Genomic DNA, 15,266 nt, shown 5'->3' with positions numbered 1-15,266 from the left:
CCACAAAAAACTAGTTGCTTCAATATGAGGCAAACTAGCTATTTCTTCTTTTTCCGATTTCTCGGTCTATTAATAATAAAATCAGGACTATTAATTTCATCCATATCAAAAATTGATATAAAAGCTCTTGGGTCAATTTCATTAACAACAGCTTTCAGTTCTCGAACATCAGTTCGACTTAGAGCTGCATAAATTACTTTCTTTTCTTTTGCAGAGTAAGCCCCTTCACCATTCAAATAGGTTAACCCTCTACCCAGTTCATCCATAATAAATGCGGAAATTTCAGAGTAACATTCTGACACGATAATGGTTCCTCGAACAGAATAGCCACCATTTTGAACCAAATGTGCGATGCGTCCATACATAAAACTTGCTATCAATGCGTACATCATATCGGGTAAAGAAATATAGGTTAAAGAAACAATCATGACAAAAACATCTATTCCTAGCAGAGCTTGGTTTAACTGTAAACCAAATTTAGTTTCTACCATTTTAGCAATAATGTCAGCTCCACCGATTGTACCGCCTGTCCGGAAGACTATCCCACCGCCAATACCACCAATAATCCCTGCCATTAGTGAAACCACTAAGCTGTCATGATCTAAATCAATCTTCAGAGGAATTTGTTGAAACACCCAAACAAAGAGGTACATCGAAACAATTCCTGTGACAGTATAGACCGTTGATCGTTTTCCAAAATATTTGATGCCAAGAAAAACTAAGGGAAGGTTAATCAAATAACCTGTAATAGTTGGATTAATATTAAAGAGTGCCCTAGCAACCAATGTTAAACCTGCTAAGCCATTTGCGGCAATCCTATTTGCCATATAGAAATAAACAAATGCAAAAGCATAAATTCCTGCTCCTAAAATAATAAAGCAGAAATTTTTGATTTGTAACTTATGATCTATAGGCATATTATCTCCTGTTTTTTCTAATCATCAACAAACTTACCAATAATACGTACATTCTCTGCAATTGATATAAAAGCATTAGCATCAGCTTTGGCCATGATACATTTAAAATAGTTATATTCTTCTTGTGTTAAGATTGTTATCAATACTGATTTATGAATATGTTTGTAAGTTCCTTCTGCATCATTGATACAAGTTACTCCTCGATGAAGTTTCTTATGAATTGCAGCAATAACGCGATCAGGATGCTCTGTCACAATCATTGCCTGCATTTTTTTCTGCTTAGTATACAAAGCATCAGTCACACGGCTAGAAACGAAGATCGAAACCATTGAGTAAAGAGCATATTGCCAACCAAAAATAATCCCCGCTATTATGAGAATAACGCCATTGACTGCCAATGAAATACTACCGACGTCTCGTCCTGTTGACTTTCGCAGTGTTAACCCGACAATATCAGTCCCACCACTTGAAATTCTTGACCGTAGGGAATAACCAATCCCTAACCCCATCACCAATCCCCCAAAAATAGCATTAATTAAGGGATCGGTGGTTAAGGTAATCTGTGGCATTAATTGGATAAAAAGGGAGCTCATACTAACTGTGATAAAAGTAAAAATGGTAAATTTATGACCAATTTTATACCAAGCTAGTAACATTAGTGGCACATTTATGATGTAGTAAGCAACAGAAATTGGAAATACAAACCCAAAAAATCTATCCGACAAAGCAGATACAATCTGTGCCAAACCTGTTGCCCCACTGGCATAGACATGACCTGGTTGGTAAAAAATATTAACAGCAATACTGGATAAAATCCCGTAAAGTAAAGAAGCTGAAATCTTCTCTGCATATTTTTCCTTAGAAATACTTCTTAATGTATTTAATAAACCAACACGTTTGGCGCCTCTACTAATCACGTATTTTACCCGTTTTTTATAGGGACTTTTCTTATAAATAGTTTTTTTATAAGTTGTTTTTTTAATCATGATTTTGTATTTGTAAACTTAATTCCTCTAATTGTTTAACAGAAACTGAACTTGGCGCTTGTGTCATTGGGTCTGACGCTTTATTATTTTTAGGGAAAGCAATCACTTCACGGATATTATCTTTGCCTGCTAATAACATAACAAAACGGTCAAGTCCAATGGCCAATCCACCGTGTGGTGGGAACCCATAATCCATGGCTTCTAACAGGAAGCCAAATTGTTCATTGGCATCTTCTTCTGTAAAGCCTAGGGCTTTGAACATGTTTGCTTGCATGTCTTTTTGATTAATACGAAGGCTACCGCCACCTAATTCATAACCATTAAGAACAATATCATAGGCTACGGCGCGAACTTTGGCAAGATCGCCATTTAAGTAGTCGACTGTTTCTTTTGTTGGCAAGGTGAATGGGTGGTGAGCTGACATATAGCGATTTTCTTCTTCAGACCATTCAAACATTGGCCAGTCAACAACCCATAAGAAATTAAATTGTGATTGATCGATTAAATCTTGTTCTTTAGCAATGCGTGTCCTTAACGCACCTAGTGTATTATTAGCTACTTCTAAACTATCTGCCACAAAAAGGATTAAATCGCCTTCACCAGCAACTAAGTGACTTGTTAATTGATCAGCAACTGGCACTAAGAATTTAGAAACTGGACCAGTTAATTGTCCATCAACAACTTTTGACCAAGCTAAGCCTTTGGCACCAAATTGTTTAGCGTACTCAGTCAATTTATCAATGTCCTTGCGTGAGTAGCTGTCTGCTTTGCCTTTGACAACAATTGCTTTTACTGTTTCTGCTTGAGAGAAGACTTTAAAGTCAACATCCTTTACAAGTTCAGTAAGGTCTTGTAAAAGCATCTCAAAACGGGTATCTGGTTTATCTGAACCATATTGGTTCATTGCTGTGTCATAAGCCATCCGTGGGAAAGGTAGCGTAACATCAATACCTTTTGTTTCTTTCATGACTTTAGAAATCATACCTTCAACAATATCTTGAATCTCATTGTCATCAAGGAATGATGTTTCTAAGTCAACTTGGGTAAATTCTGGTTGACGGTCACCGCGAAGGTCCTCATCACGGAAGCATTTAACAATTTGATAATAACGGTCAAAGCCTGAGTTCATCAACAACTGTTTTGTGATTTGTGGACTTTGTGGTAAGGCATAAAAATGGCCTTGGCTAACACGACTTGGCACCAAGTAATCACGCGCACCCTCAGGTGTTGATTTTGTTAACATTGGTGTTTCCACATCAATAAATTCTAAGTCATCAAGATAATTGCGGATTGAATGGGTTACCTTAGCACGTAATTTGAAATTTTCTAACATCTCTGGACGGCGCAAATCAAGATAACGATAACGTAAGCGCGTGTCATCACTGACTTCCACTTGGTCTTTGATTTCAAATGGCGTTGTTTTAGAAGTATTCAAAATAGTTAAACTTATTACTTTCAGTTCAACTTGTCCAGTTGCTAAGTTGTCGTTGGCTTGTTGACGCGCTTCAACTTGACCAGTTACTTCAATCACATATTCACTTCGTAAACCTTCAGCCATAGCCATAAGCTCACTTGAAACTTCCTCTGGATTAATAACAAGCTGCATGATTCCTTCACGATCTCGTAAGTCGATAAAAATAAGACCACCTAAGTCTCTACGACGACTTACCCAACCTTTTAGGGTGATTTCTTGTCCGATATGTTCTGATCGAACACGTCCTGCATACATGCTTCGTTTCATTCTATTACTCCAATACTTTTTTAGTCCCTACCATTATAACAAAAAGGCACTAAAAACCCCACCTTTTACGAGGACTTTCTGAAAATCATTGAGAAGATTATGGTTCACAGTTTTACAAACAGAAAAAGACGTGAAAACTCTCACGTCTCCTCTATTTTTAATTTAGTTTTGCTAGCACAGCTGCAAAGTCAGTCATTAATTCTTCAAAAGTTACCGCTAACTCTTGACGCGTTTGATTGTTTTTGATGGTCACCTTACCAGCCTCAACTTCACTGTCACCTAAAGTGATAATGGCTTTAGCTTTAAAGACATCCGCGGACTTGAATTGTGCTTTAATCTTACGACCTAGATAGTCACGTTCTGCTTTAAATCCTTGACGACGGATGGCATGAATTAACTCTAGGGCTTTGCTATTGGCCCCATCCCCAAGAACAGCCATATAAAGGTCTAAGTTTTCTTCAATTGGAAGCTCAATTCCTAATTTGTCGATAATCATTAGGAGACGCTCTAAGCCAAGTCCAAAGCCGAATGCAGCTGTTTCTGGTCCATCGAAGTAGGTTACTAAACCATCATAACGACCGCCACCACAAACTGTCAATTCAGATCCTTCAATTTCGGTGATGACTTCAAAAATCGTGTGATTATAATAATCCAAACCACGAACCATATTAGTGTCAATCGTGTAAGAAATACCTAACATATCTAACATGTCACGAACACCGTCAAAGTGAGCCTGACTTTCTTCATCCAAGAACTCTAAGATAGATGGCGCATTTTTAACGGCTTCAATATCCTCTTTTTCTTTAGAATCCAAAACCCGTAACGGATTTTCTTCTAGACGACGTTGACTATCTTTTGATAAATTTGCTTTTAGTGGTGTTAAAAAGTCAATTAACGCTTGGCGATAAGCTGTGCGACTTGAAGGATTTCCTAAGCTGTTAATCGACAGTTTCAGATTAGGGATACCAAGTGCATCAAACAAATCATAGGCCATAGCCATTGTTTCAACATCTGTAGCAGGATTAGCTGAACCAAAGCATTCTACCCCAATCTGATGGAATTGACGAAGGCGACCTGCTTGTGGACGTTCATAACGAAACATTGGTTCAATATAGTACATTTTAAGTGGCTTTTGCACTTCTGGAGCAAATAGTTTATTTTCCACATATGAACGCACAACAGGAGCTGTACCTTCTGGACGTAAAGTAATGTGACGACCACCTTTATCATTAAAGTCATACATTTCTTTAGAAACAATATCAGTCGTATCACCAACTGAACGACTGATGACTTCATAGTGTTCAAACATAGGTGTTCTAATTTCACCATAATTGTACTTTTTAAATGTTTCACGTGCAACTTGTTCAACATACTGCCATTTGGCAGCTTCTGCAGGAAGAATATCCTGAGTTCCTTTTGGTTTTTGTAATTTCATTTGATAAGATACTTGGAGTTTTCGAGCTATAACCAACTGTTATGAATAGCAAAACATTGTCCTTGCCATCCCCCTTAACTCTATCCTTTCTTTAACATTTAATCATTATTATTTTACCACAATTTACCTATGCTAACACTAATCACGAAGATCAAATTTTCGCAGATTTCCAAATTGTCTAGTCGGCTTTCCATGTTCAAAATGTCCTGACAAGTAATTTTCAAAACTGTAACCCAATTTGACCGCCGCTTCAAAGGCTAAACCTCTCTTATAATTAAACCAAAACTCAACTAAAGGTGAAATTAAGTAGAGAAATATCCCAAATTGGTTGAATACCAGAGCTAAAAGCATCACAAGCACATCCATAACTGAAAACAAATATAAGCGTTTTTGGTAAAACAGATGAACTTGTTGACGTCGTTTTGAAATAGCAACTTCTAAATTATCTGTAGTAAGTCGAATAGTCATGATATTTAGCAAGAGACCTGTTAGCAAATTAATGATGCCAAAAAATAAGATAGCAACCCACTTATCTGAAAAGGACACTAACATTTTTGTAGCCAGAGGAAATAGTGCTAACATCATATGCGCAATAACATCTTGGATAAAAGATGAAAAGCCCACACTGTCAACATTACTAAAGACTTGAGTCCGTCGATACCAAAAATTAAAGACAATCAAAAATGAAATTAAAAAGGTTCCCACAGCATAAGCAAAATTTGGTAATTGATGAATGCTTGCAGGAATTTTTATTTCCAAAACCAAAATTGTCATAACAATGGCAATAATAGCATCACTAAGGGCATCAAACCTAGAAATAATATGTTTCATTTGTCATTCTCCATAAATTGATACTTCATCATACCACGACGAAAAGTCTTTTCAAACTATTCCTACTTAAATTTAGAAAAAAAGTGTCAAGTAACTTTACTTTACAAAAAAGATATGATATCATGTTAAAGTTGATGAAAATCACGTAACTAAAAAATGAATATGGGTCCCTAGTAACTCTAATAATCTCCTGAACATTCTTATATTCAGAGATATGACGATCACTACTATGATAAGCCCTACATAATTTAATCGGAGGATAGAAAAAATGGCAGTTCCTGCACGTCACACGTCTAAAGCTAAAAAGAACAAACGTCGTACTCATTACAAATTGACAGCTCCATCTGTACAATTCGACGAAACTACTGGAGATTACTCACGTTCTCACCGTGTATCACTTAAAGGATACTACAAAGGACGTAAAATCGCTAAAGCTAACGAAGCTAAATAATAGAAGGGAGATACCATGCGCGTAAATATTACACTTGAACACAAAGAATCTGGTGAACGCTTGTACCTTACTTCAAAAAACAAACGTAACACTCCAGACCGTCTTCAATTGAAAAAATATTCACCAAAATTACGTAAACACGTAACTTTTACAGAAGTTAAATAATTGAACATAAGAAAACCTATGAAAAATTAATTTTTCATAGGTTTTCTTTTGTATTTAATAAATCTTTCAGTTTTCTCTGACATAATGTGTTTCATATTCAATATAGTAATCAATTGTGAGGAATACCATGAAACATAAACTGTCATTTTATAGTCTAGAAATAAGCTTTTTACTTTTTTTAGCTTTAGCATTTGCACTTGTTTTTCAAAAAAACACTATTCAAGGTGATGATTATCATCTATTAGGTATGTTAAGTCGCTTTGATTCTACTAGTGCAACTAGCTTTTTTAAACTAATCACAATCATTAGTAGCCCAGCTATTGTAACCATATTAGCTCTAGCCATTATTTTATTAATAAGACCATTCAGTCTTAAAAAAACAATTCTTTTAATGACGTACTATTTAGGTACGAGTGCACTAGGAGTAGGCTTAAAATATCTTTTTTCAAGACAAAGACCTAATCATCAATTACTGGCTGATACAGGTTATAGTTTTCCAAGTGGTCATACTTTGTGTATTCTTCTTCTCTTTTTCTTATTACTTTACTTATTAAAAAAAGATATCAAGTCTCTAACATCACTACTCATACTCTCTTTAACGGCCATTTTTGCACTTTTAGTTATATTATCTAGGCTCTATCTTCGAGATCATTTCCCAACTGATATTTTAGCTTCACTCTTACTAAGTATTAGTGCCTACTCAGCTTTACTAACTCTAACACCTTATATCAAGGACTAAGTGGCATTAGTAATGTGTTATAATCTAATAGTATGATACATTTTAAAATAGTTAAGAGGTACTCTTGTGAATAAATTTTGTCAGGAATGTGGACAGGAATTGATTGAAAAGGAACTTGAATATGAAGGTATGGCACCTTTTTGTCAACCTTGTGAAAGCTTCCGTTTTCCTCTCTATAACGTTGCTGTTAGCATCATTACCATCAATAAAACCAATGGAAAGATTTTACTGATTCAACAGTATGGCCGAGCAAAAAAAATTCTAGTTGCCGGCTATGTCAACCATGGTGAACGTGTTGAAGATACGGTCCTTAGAGAATTGAGAGAGGAAACTGGCTTAACTGCTAGCACTATCCAATTCAACCAGACCCAGTTCTTCCAACCCTCAAACACCCTCATGTGTAACTTTACAGCCTTTGTTGAAGATGACAGCGACTTCTCACCTAATCATGAAATAGACGATTATTACTGGTACAGCCCTGAAGAAGCTAAGGCTAATATTTTCCCAAATAGCCTTGCTGAAAAGTTTTTAACCGCCTATCTTGCTCAAAACTAGCAAAAGAGACCAGAACTGGTCTCTTTTTTGACTGTCAACTTCAATACATGCTATTCATCTTTGCTTTCTTTCTCAAGACCTAAGTGATAGAGGCGGTAGCTAAAGTAGGCGACAAATAGTGCTGCGCATGCAATATAAAAAAGCAAATCCTTAAGAGACTTAAGGTAAAGAGCCATAAGAAATGTCAGAATACACCTCATTAATAACGCTAGACGCGTATCTTCCACTTGGTTAAGTTTAAAGAAACAATAACGAATGAGGAGAACAAGAGGTGAGAAAATGTGAATCAGAGCTAGTAAAAGAAATTGTTGCTGACCAAACAGTTTTTCTGTGATGCTCTTTTGTATTTCTGGTTCAATATCAAGTTCTTTGTAAAGCAGTTTTAAAGAGACCTGATCAGGGATACTTTTCCCTAATTCCCATTTTGAGATGGTTTGTCTGGCGACATAAATCTTATCTGCTAGGTCTTGTTGAGTTAGCCCTTGTTTTTTGCGGCCTTCTTTGATAACTTGTGAAATGTCCATAATTTCCTCAATACTTTATTTTTTTATTGTTACTAAATCATATGTAACCGATACAAGGAGTATAAGATCAATAATAATGTGATGTGGCCTGTAAATCATGATAGCTAAAATAATTCCAATAATGATTAATCGACTCAATCTTGGGTAGGCATTTATCAATTTAACTAAAAAGTGAAAGAGTGGAGGAATCACGAGCCCTGCAAGGCCAAATAAGAATATCCAAATAAGACTTTTATTGTTTCTTTTAATAAATTGTAGCATAATCTACAACCTCCTTTATATTTCTATGGCAAGTATAGGTTAGAAATATCAAAAAATCACGCAACGCAAGACGAAAATGGCGCAACGTTATAATAAAGACAATATTTTGACCATTCAGAACCTATTTCGACCATTTGAGAATTTTCAATAATTCAGATAAATTTTCCTTTATGTGTACTTGTGAGCGCGTCACAATATTTTTTGGAGAAATTTCAATGGAAATACAAAAATTTCATAACTATACAGTTCTCTCTTTAGATTCTTTAGAATCAATTATTGGAGGAAAATAAAATTTTCTCTGATATTGATTTTGTTGGACTTGTTCTGATGAATTTATTAGTAATATGTGAAATTGGACTAGGAATCTTTTGCCTCCATCAAATGAAAAAAAGTTATATTTTAAGTCTTAAAAAGATTAAACTAAAAGACCTATTAATCACCATTATTATGGTAGGGCTTCTATTTTTATGGCAAAATTATATAGAAAATTCCGGTTTTTATCAAAAACAACCAAGGAGTGGAAATAGTTCTTTTACCATGATTGAGAATAACCTAGTGCTCTATATTTGGTATTACTACAGACGACTTGTTTAGGGCCTATATACGAAGAACTGATATTTAGAGGGGTATTAATGACATCCATTTTTGAAAATTCTAAATATTATTTAGACGTATTACTGTCAAGCATGTTATTTGCTTATGTTCACCAAATTAATGGTAAGTTTAATTGGCAAATTTATGAAGTTTATTTTGATTTTGGACTCTGATTATCTATACTTTTTAAAATCACAAAGTCACTTTTTCTCTCAGTTATTGTTCATATGACAATCAACCTGATATCATCTAAGGAAGTCATTATATATCCTTATTATTATTTTTTAAATGCAATAAATTAATCGTAAGTTATTGTCTCAATTATTTCATCTCACAATATCTTTTAGCCAGTGCTTTAAATGAACTATCTATCTTTTTATGATACAATTAATGTATTATTTTTTTGGAGGATTGTATGGGTTCAATTGTAGGAAGAGTAATCAAGGGAATGATTATTGCCTTAGGCTTTATTTTACCAGGTGTTTCAGGTGGCGTTCTCGCTGCTATTTTAGGGATCTATGAAAGGCTAATTAACTTTTTGGCACATATCAGAGATAACTTTATGCAAAACTTGCTCTACTTTCTTCCAGTTGGGATTGGTGGCATCATCGGGATTGCCCTCTTTTCTTTCCCCGTTGAGTTTCTACTCAAACATTTCCAAGTTCCAGTACTTTGGGGATTTGCGGGAGCCATTATTGGGACTATCCCTAGTCTTTTAACAGAATCCACAAAAAAATCAAAAAGAGATTCTGTCGATGTCATTTGGTTCATAGGAACCTTTGTCATTTCCGGTCTCTTGCTCTATTTCTTAGATAATTTAGTTGGCACCTTACCTGTTAACTTCTTGACATTTATGATAGCTGGCATATTAATTGCTTTAGGTGTCTTGGTCCCTGGACTTAGCCCATCTAATCTGCTCCTTATCCTAGGCATCTACTCACCAATGCTCCATGGTTTCAAGTCATTGGATCTACTGGGCACCTTTTTCCCAATTGCCCTTGGAGGACTGATTGCCATGGTAGCCTTTTCAAAAGCAATGGATTATGCCATTCAAAACTACCATTCTAGAGTCTATCATTTTATCATTGGGATCGTTTTATCCAGTACACTCTTAATTCTCATTCCAAACACAGGTAGCAGCGAGGCCATCTCTTACGCGGGAGCTGGGCTAGCGACTTGGGGAATGGCTCTGCTATTATTCGGACTAGGAATCTGGCTCGGACTATGGATGAGTCAACTGGAAGACAAGTACAAGTAAGTAAGAATTCATGCGTTACAAAAAGAGTTGGGAAAATCCCAACTCTTTTAAAATAGCCAATTAATAATGACCACCGTGATAATAACCATCACCCCAGAAAACAAAGCAAAGCCAAGAACAATCACTGGTGTCTGATAAGGATACTTAGCATTCTCCTCAGCTTTTTCGATCTGGCTTAAGGGAATTCCTTGATCAAAAGCAACGAGTTCCTTATAAGTTCTAAGGTGATTGGCTTTTTTAAATTTTTCAACACGATCAGCATAAATCATAGCAACAATCGATAGAATAGCAAGTATCGCTATGCCGTACCAGTCGAAAAAATACACTAATGGGTAGGTAATCATTGGTAAACCAATCAGTAAGATTGTAAAGATAAGACTGTCTTTCTTATAATGTCCGATTTCTGTTTTACTAACTTCATTCTTCATTTCTGCAAGGTCTCCTTGAATTAATTCTTCAAGTGACACATGAAAGAGTTGACTCAGCAGTAACAGACTTTGGATATCTGGATAGGTTTTATTGGTTTCCCAGTTTGAAATGCTTTGTCGACTGACGAAAATTTTATCTGCCACTTGTTCTTGTGTTAAGCCTAGTTGCTTACGACGACTTGCGACTTGTTTCCCAAGTTCCATAAGTACCTCCTTTCCTTTAGCATACAATTCAAGGAAAATTTTTTCTATCAAAGGTCTTTGACATGACCCTATTTTCACCATATCAAAAAAGCTGCTTTACATAACTGTAAAGAAACTCGAAAAATTAAAAGTTTTCCAGAATAATTTCTTTAACTTCTTCAACTGTAAGAACTTTACCATAAGAAACAACATCTTCATCAAAAACAAGTGCTGGTGTTTGCATAACACCATAAGCTGCAATGTCACTAAAATCTGTAACATGCTTGATATTGACAAGTTTATTCATTTCTTTACAAGCCTGTAAAACGTTTTGCTCTAAAGTCATACACTTCTTACAACCAGAACCTAGAATTTTAAAAGTATGGTCAGACACTTCAAGAATGTTACCTTGAGAAGCTTTGCCACATTTGCAATTCCCGCATTTACATTCTTTTTCTTCCTTATTACTAAATAATCCCATGATTTTTCCCCTTTAAAAAATTAATCTTTGTAATATATTAAATAACCAATATTAGTCATCTGTTACTCTTTTACAGTGACAAATAAACTGCTCATCTTGACAAGCAAGATAATTGCCAACTAGTGTCAATAATGTTCTGTGAGCTTTTTTACTGAGTTGATAGTGCTTCCTCTTACCAACTTGTTTACTGTCAACAAGTCCAGATTGACAAAGTATTCGCATATGATAGGACAAAGCCGTCTGCGCAATAGAAAGTTTTTCTGATAGCTCACAGGCACAAATTTGACCCTGCTGTAAATACGTTAATATCCTTAATCTATTTATATCGCTTAATGCTTTGAAAAGCATGACATCAGATGTAATATCAGACATACGCGACCTCTCATATCAAAATATTTTTATATGTTTAGCATACACCTTTATACACTTTTTGGCAATCGTAAAAACAAAAATAAAAATATATAAAATTTTTACATATTAGTGTTGACAAAATTTTTCTTCAGCCTTATACTTTATATATAAAACATTTATATATAAAATTTAAATATGTGGCGAATAAGGAGGCTTCTATGTATTTTCCAACATCAGCAACCTTGATTGAGTATTTGATTATAGCTATTGTTAATAAGGAAGATTCTTATGGTTATGAAATTAGCCAAACCATTAAGTTAATTGCAAATATTAAAGAATCTACTCTTTATCCAATCTTAAAAAAAATGGAAAAAGAAAACTATCTAACAACTTATAGTCAAGAACATCAAGGCAGAAACCGTAAATACTATGCCATCACAGAAGAGGGCAAAAAACAATTCGACTATCTAAATCAGGAATGGCAAACATACACAGACAGTATTGCAGCTATTATCCAAGGGAGATTAAGACATGACAAAGACTGACTATCTCAATCAATTAAGTAAACACCTCAAAAAGCTACCTCAAAGTGATTATGAGGAAACAATGGACTATTACACAGAATATTTTGAAGAGGCTGGTCCAGAGAATGAAAGCCAAGTTATAGAGGAACTAGGTTCTCCGAAAGAAGCAGCTAGTGAAATATTATCAAAGTTATTAGACGAAAAAATTGATCATCGGAACAAAACACCTAAGTCAACAGTTACAATTATTTGGATAACAATATTAGCACTATTAGCAGCTCCACTTGCCTTCCCAATAGCTATGACTATCTTAGCTTTAATTTTTGCAGCTATTCTATTAGTTGCAGCACTCATCTTTACCTTAATTGCATTAGGGTTAACTTTCCTTATTAATGGTATGTTCATGATTATGGATAGCTTTTCATATCTGTCAACATCTTTGTCAAGTACACTTCTAAGTTTTGGAATCGGCCTAGCCATGATCGGTGGATCTATTCTATCAATTATGCTAGGATTTGATGCAATAAAAGAAATCATTCAAGCTAGCGCAAGGGCAATTAACTGGTTGATTAAGAGAGGTAGAAAATAATGAAAACATGGAAAAAAGTTGTTTATGGATCATCTCTTGTCTGTCTTATTTCAGGTATCGCATTAGGAACATACGGCTATCAGACTGGTGGAATGGATCATGTTGCACAAGCAAAAATTGAAAAGAGCAATCTGAAAGAAAAATCTAAAACTTTTGAGAGTGTCAAACAGATTGACATTAGTGCAAATATTTCTAGTGTGAAAATTATTGAGACTAACGATGCGAAACCAAGTATTCTCTATTACACTGATAAAAAAGTTCCAGTAGAAGTTTCCAATAATGGTGGCACATTAGTAGTAAAAGAAACCTCAAAACTAAAACACATCAAAGGAAAATTTAATTTTATCAATCTAAAAGATATTGCTAACTTTACAGGTAAGTTTACAATTGGGATGGATAGTCCTTATCACATAACAGTTAAGATACCAAAGGGTACTGACGTAAAATCACTAAAGACAACCATTGCACTTGGTGAACTCTACCTTGAAAATATTACAAGTCAACAAAGTGACCTCAGTTTAAATCTCGGCGAATTAACTCTTTCAAACTGTAAACTAACAAATGGTAATGTTGACCTTAAAATAGGAAGTATCAATGTGAATAACTGTCAATTGACAGACTTGACCGTTAAACAACAAACGGGAGATGCTTCAATTTCAGAATCACAAATGGATAATACCACCTTTAAACTCCAGATAGGTGATTTCAATGGAAGTTCATTAACATATCTCAATACCAATAGTCTTATAACTCAAGCTGGAGATGTCCATATTAAATTAGCAAAATATGATTTGACTGTAAACCCTAAGAAATCCATCGGTGATACTCAATTGACAACAATCTTAAAAAAAAGTTCTAATAATAGACTCGATATTAATACACAGGCTGGTGATCTAGAAGTACAATAAAAACAAGGAGTTTCTTCCTTGTTTTTTTTAAATAGCTACAAACTAATCAATGCTAAAATGGCAAATCCACCTTGTTTATATAATATTTTGTAATCCACTATAAGTGCCCCATAAATAGCTACTAGGATAACATTGATTAAAAATAAAGCAACAATATCAACAGTTTGTGCCAAAAATAAACCATATAAAAGAAAAAGTCCAATTATCCCATTATAAACACCTTGGTTCTTAAATAGTGATACAACAGTTCCATTTGACAAAGCTTCATGTGATAGCTTAAAAACGCGTTGTGTGGCCTTTGATTGCGTTGCAAATGTTTCGATATACATGATATATAACTGTTCTAGTGCTGCAAAAATTGTAAAAATAATTGTTAGGATGGACATGATTCAACTTCTTTCTATAGTAAATTAACAGCTACTACCTATAACTTAAAAAAAGTTTCAAGTAAAATCTCCAAAGTCGTATCAATTGTTAATAAATATGATAGAATATATTATACTATTTAGTACTAAGATAGCAAGATATTTGAATTTTCAACAAAAAACTCTACTAATAAAAGGAGATTTACATTGTCAAATAGAAAAGAACAAACAAAAAAAGCTCTACTTGACGCAATGGTAAAACTTTTGTCAACAGAAAGCTTCGATGACATTACGACTAAAAGATTAGCTGAAACTGCTGGTATTAGCCGTTCAAGTTTCTATACACATTATAAAGATAAATATGAAATGATTGACTCCTATCAAAAAATGCTAAGTCACAAACTAGAATTTGTTTTTGAAAAAGATTATGGTGACCGAGAGCAGATATTTCTTGAAATCTTCAAATTTTTAGCCAGAGAACAATTACTGTCAGCATTAGTTTCTGCTAACGGAACAAAAGAGATTCAAAGTTATATTATAAATAGAGTTCGACTCTTGATAAAAACAGATATACAAGAAAAAATTCCAAATCATAATATGACAGAAAAAGAAAAAGATTACCAGAGTATTTACCTAGCATATGCTTTCTTTGGAACATGTCAAGCTTGGGTAGCTAGAGGAAAAAAAGAAAGTCCTGAAGAAATGACCATTTTTGTGTTAAAAATGTTATCTATTAGTTGACAACTATCTTTACTTCACTGTCAACTTGTTTGTTTACACGTCTTAATATCGAATCAAGTAAACCATCAAAACATACCGAGTAATTGTAGCTGAGGTCAAACATATATTCTTTACATAGTTCTAATTTAGTTATTTTCTAGAGTCTTTTCTTATCTACCCCTTGTCACTAATTTAAGACTCTCTCAACCATAGATTGTAACATTCAGCGGTATATTGAAAGTCTCTGATACGCATTGACA

General features: G+C 34.5%; 20 protein-coding genes. 10 read left to right on the top strand and 10 right to left on the bottom strand.

The genetic code is table 11. The features are described from left to right. Positions 1–38 precede the first annotated feature (38 nt). The 5 genes from ACVRZD_RS09210 to ACVRZD_RS09190 all read right to left on the bottom strand — a co-directional run bounded on the left by ACVRZD_RS09210 (position 39) and on the right by ACVRZD_RS09190 (position 5,910). Complete coding sequence (locus ACVRZD_RS09210) at positions 39–917, bottom strand: YitT family protein (RefSeq protein ID WP_037626636.1); 879 nt, start codon at positions 915–917, stop codon at positions 39–41. Positions 918–934: 17 nt separating this feature from the next. Beyond that, positions 935–1,873: a YitT family protein gene (locus ACVRZD_RS09205; protein WP_037626651.1), complete on the bottom strand. Its 939-nt coding sequence runs from the start codon at positions 1,871–1,873 to the stop codon at positions 935–937. Positions 1,874–1,895: 22 nt separating this feature from the next. Beyond that, on the bottom strand, positions 1,896–3,644 hold the full coding sequence (gene aspS / locus ACVRZD_RS09200) for an aspartate--tRNA ligase (protein WP_037626635.1): 1,749 nt from the start codon (positions 3,642–3,644) through the stop codon (positions 1,896–1,898). 157 nt (positions 3,645–3,801) lie between these two features. Further along, a complete protein-coding gene (gene hisS / locus ACVRZD_RS09195; RefSeq protein ID WP_037626650.1) occupies positions 3,802–5,079 on the bottom strand; it encodes a histidine--tRNA ligase in 1,278 nt (425 codons plus the stop codon). A gap of 138 nt (positions 5,080–5,217) precedes the next feature. Then, a complete protein-coding gene (locus ACVRZD_RS09190) occupies positions 5,218–5,910 on the bottom strand; it encodes a TMEM175 family protein (RefSeq protein ID WP_080730863.1) in 693 nt (230 codons plus the stop codon). A 268-nt stretch (positions 5,911–6,178) separates the two neighbouring features. Here ACVRZD_RS09190 and rpmF point away from each other — a divergent pair, with 268 nt between their 5' ends. The 4 genes from rpmF (at position 6,179) to ACVRZD_RS09170 (ending at position 7,820) form a co-directional block, all read left to right on the top strand. Then, the gene (gene rpmF / locus ACVRZD_RS09185) at positions 6,179–6,361 is read left to right on the top strand and encodes a 50S ribosomal protein L32 (protein ID WP_000290414.1); all 183 of its coding nucleotides are present in this window, start codon (positions 6,179–6,181) and stop codon (positions 6,359–6,361) included. Positions 6,362–6,376: 15 nt separating this feature from the next. After that, complete coding sequence (gene rpmG, locus ACVRZD_RS09180) at positions 6,377–6,526, top strand: 50S ribosomal protein L33 (protein WP_002982147.1); 150 nt, start codon at positions 6,377–6,379, stop codon at positions 6,524–6,526. 127 nt (positions 6,527–6,653) lie between these two features. Further along, positions 6,654–7,265, top strand: a complete 612-nt coding sequence (locus ACVRZD_RS09175) for a phosphatase PAP2 family protein (RefSeq protein WP_037626633.1) — start codon at positions 6,654–6,656, stop codon at positions 7,263–7,265. Between the two features lie 66 nt (positions 7,266–7,331). After that, positions 7,332–7,820 carry an NAD(+) diphosphatase gene (locus ACVRZD_RS09170; RefSeq protein ID WP_037626632.1) on the top strand — a complete coding sequence of 163 codons (489 nt, stop codon included), beginning with the start codon at positions 7,332–7,334 and terminating at the stop codon, positions 7,818–7,820. A gap of 50 nt (positions 7,821–7,870) precedes the next feature. Here ACVRZD_RS09170 and ACVRZD_RS09165 read toward each other — a convergent pair whose 3' ends face one another. Then, complete coding sequence (locus ACVRZD_RS09165; RefSeq protein ID WP_037626630.1) at positions 7,871–8,344, bottom strand: helix-turn-helix transcriptional regulator; 474 nt, start codon at positions 8,342–8,344, stop codon at positions 7,871–7,873. An 827-nt stretch (positions 8,345–9,171) separates the two neighbouring features. Between ACVRZD_RS09165 and ACVRZD_RS09160 the strand changes: the two genes are divergently transcribed. Continuing rightward, complete coding sequence (locus tag ACVRZD_RS09160) at positions 9,172–9,372, top strand: CPBP family intramembrane glutamic endopeptidase (RefSeq protein ID WP_080730862.1); 201 nt, start codon at positions 9,172–9,174, stop codon at positions 9,370–9,372. Between the two features lie 242 nt (positions 9,373–9,614). Next, a complete protein-coding gene (locus ACVRZD_RS09155) occupies positions 9,615–10,457 on the top strand; it encodes a DUF368 domain-containing protein (RefSeq protein WP_447450447.1) in 843 nt (280 codons plus the stop codon). A 47-nt stretch (positions 10,458–10,504) separates the two neighbouring features. Here the strand turns inward: ACVRZD_RS09155 and ACVRZD_RS09150 are convergent, their stop codons facing one another. From ACVRZD_RS09150 to ACVRZD_RS09140, 3 genes are all read right to left on the bottom strand, one after another. Next, positions 10,505–11,089, bottom strand: a complete 585-nt coding sequence (locus ACVRZD_RS09150; protein ID WP_037626626.1) for a helix-turn-helix transcriptional regulator — start codon at positions 11,087–11,089, stop codon at positions 10,505–10,507. Between the two features lie 124 nt (positions 11,090–11,213). Beyond that, positions 11,214–11,549 carry a thioredoxin family protein gene (locus ACVRZD_RS09145; protein ID WP_037626625.1) on the bottom strand — a complete coding sequence of 112 codons (336 nt, stop codon included), beginning with the start codon at positions 11,547–11,549 and terminating at the stop codon, positions 11,214–11,216. A 51-nt stretch (positions 11,550–11,600) separates the two neighbouring features. Continuing rightward, positions 11,601–11,921 (bottom strand): ArsR/SmtB family transcription factor, encoded by a 321-nt coding sequence (locus ACVRZD_RS09140; protein ID WP_037626623.1) that lies wholly within the window; start codon positions 11,919–11,921, stop codon positions 11,601–11,603. Between the two features lie 197 nt (positions 11,922–12,118). Between ACVRZD_RS09140 and ACVRZD_RS09135 the strand changes: the two genes are divergently transcribed. The 3 genes from ACVRZD_RS09135 to ACVRZD_RS09125 are packed head-to-tail and all read left to right on the top strand — an operon-like array spanning position 12,119 to position 13,921. Then, on the top strand, positions 12,119–12,445 hold the full coding sequence (locus tag ACVRZD_RS09135; RefSeq protein WP_037626622.1) for a PadR family transcriptional regulator: 327 nt from the start codon (positions 12,119–12,121) through the stop codon (positions 12,443–12,445). Continuing rightward, positions 12,432–13,013, top strand: a complete 582-nt coding sequence (locus ACVRZD_RS09130; RefSeq protein WP_037626621.1) for a DUF1700 domain-containing protein — start codon at positions 12,432–12,434, stop codon at positions 13,011–13,013. The genes ACVRZD_RS09135 and ACVRZD_RS09130 overlap by 14 nt, the downstream gene beginning before the upstream one ends. Then, the gene (locus tag ACVRZD_RS09125; protein ID WP_230588957.1) at positions 13,013–13,921 is read left to right on the top strand and encodes a DUF4097 family beta strand repeat-containing protein; all 909 of its coding nucleotides are present in this window, start codon (positions 13,013–13,015) and stop codon (positions 13,919–13,921) included. Before ACVRZD_RS09130 ends, ACVRZD_RS09125 begins: the two co-directional genes overlap by 1 nt. 35 nt (positions 13,922–13,956) lie before the next feature. On the opposite strand, the gene ACVRZD_RS09120 is transcribed toward ACVRZD_RS09125, so the two are convergent. Next, a complete protein-coding gene (locus ACVRZD_RS09120) occupies positions 13,957–14,307 on the bottom strand; it encodes a DUF1304 domain-containing protein (RefSeq protein WP_037626618.1) in 351 nt (116 codons plus the stop codon). Positions 14,308–14,493: 186 nt separating this feature from the next. On the opposite strand from ACVRZD_RS09120, the gene ACVRZD_RS09115 reads away from it, so the two are divergent. Further along, a complete protein-coding gene (locus ACVRZD_RS09115; RefSeq protein ID WP_037626617.1) occupies positions 14,494–15,027 on the top strand; it encodes a TetR/AcrR family transcriptional regulator in 534 nt (177 codons plus the stop codon). Positions 15,028–15,266 lie beyond the last annotated feature (239 nt).

It is taken from the genome of Streptococcus hongkongensis (assembly GCF_053206145.1).
This window is presented reverse-complemented; position numbering and strand designations above follow the sequence as displayed.

Bases quoted from the DNA above. Each gene is read 5' to 3' on its own strand.
- ACVRZD_RS09145 (WP_037626625.1), bottom strand. From the start codon at position 11,549: ATGGGATTATTTAGTAATAAGGAAGAAAAAGAATGTAAATGCGGGAAT.
- ACVRZD_RS09135 (WP_037626622.1), top strand. From the start codon at position 12,119: ATGTATTTTCCAACATCAGCAACCTTGATTGAGTATTTGATTATAGCT.
- hisS (WP_037626650.1), bottom strand. From the start codon at position 5,079: ATGAAATTACAAAAACCAAAAGGAACTCAGGATATTCTTCCTGCAGAA.
- ACVRZD_RS09140 (WP_037626623.1), bottom strand. From the start codon at position 11,921: ATGTCTGATATTACATCTGATGTCATGCTTTTCAAAGCATTAAGCGAT.
- ACVRZD_RS09120 (WP_037626618.1), bottom strand. From the start codon at position 14,307: ATGTCCATCCTAACAATTATTTTTACAATTTTTGCAGCACTAGAACAG.
- aspS (WP_037626635.1), bottom strand. From the start codon at position 3,644: ATGAAACGAAGCATGTATGCAGGACGTGTTCGATCAGAACATATCGGA.
- ACVRZD_RS09175 (WP_037626633.1), top strand. From the start codon at position 6,654: ATGAAACATAAACTGTCATTTTATAGTCTAGAAATAAGCTTTTTACTT.
- ACVRZD_RS09190 (WP_080730863.1), bottom strand. From the start codon at position 5,910: ATGAAACATATTATTTCTAGGTTTGATGCCCTTAGTGATGCTATTATT.
- rpmG (WP_002982147.1), top strand. From the start codon at position 6,377: ATGCGCGTAAATATTACACTTGAACACAAAGAATCTGGTGAACGCTTG.
- rpmF (WP_000290414.1), top strand. From the start codon at position 6,179: ATGGCAGTTCCTGCACGTCACACGTCTAAAGCTAAAAAGAACAAACGT.
- ACVRZD_RS09125 (WP_230588957.1), top strand. From the start codon at position 13,013: ATGAAAACATGGAAAAAAGTTGTTTATGGATCATCTCTTGTCTGTCTT.
- ACVRZD_RS09210 (WP_037626636.1), bottom strand. From the start codon at position 917: ATGCCTATAGATCATAAGTTACAAATCAAAAATTTCTGCTTTATTATT.
- ACVRZD_RS09150 (WP_037626626.1), bottom strand. From the start codon at position 11,089: ATGGAACTTGGGAAACAAGTCGCAAGTCGTCGTAAGCAACTAGGCTTA.
- ACVRZD_RS09165 (WP_037626630.1), bottom strand. From the start codon at position 8,344: ATGGACATTTCACAAGTTATCAAAGAAGGCCGCAAAAAACAAGGGCTA.
- ACVRZD_RS09130 (WP_037626621.1), top strand. From the start codon at position 12,432: ATGACAAAGACTGACTATCTCAATCAATTAAGTAAACACCTCAAAAAG.
- ACVRZD_RS09155 (WP_447450447.1), top strand. From the start codon at position 9,615: ATGGGTTCAATTGTAGGAAGAGTAATCAAGGGAATGATTATTGCCTTA.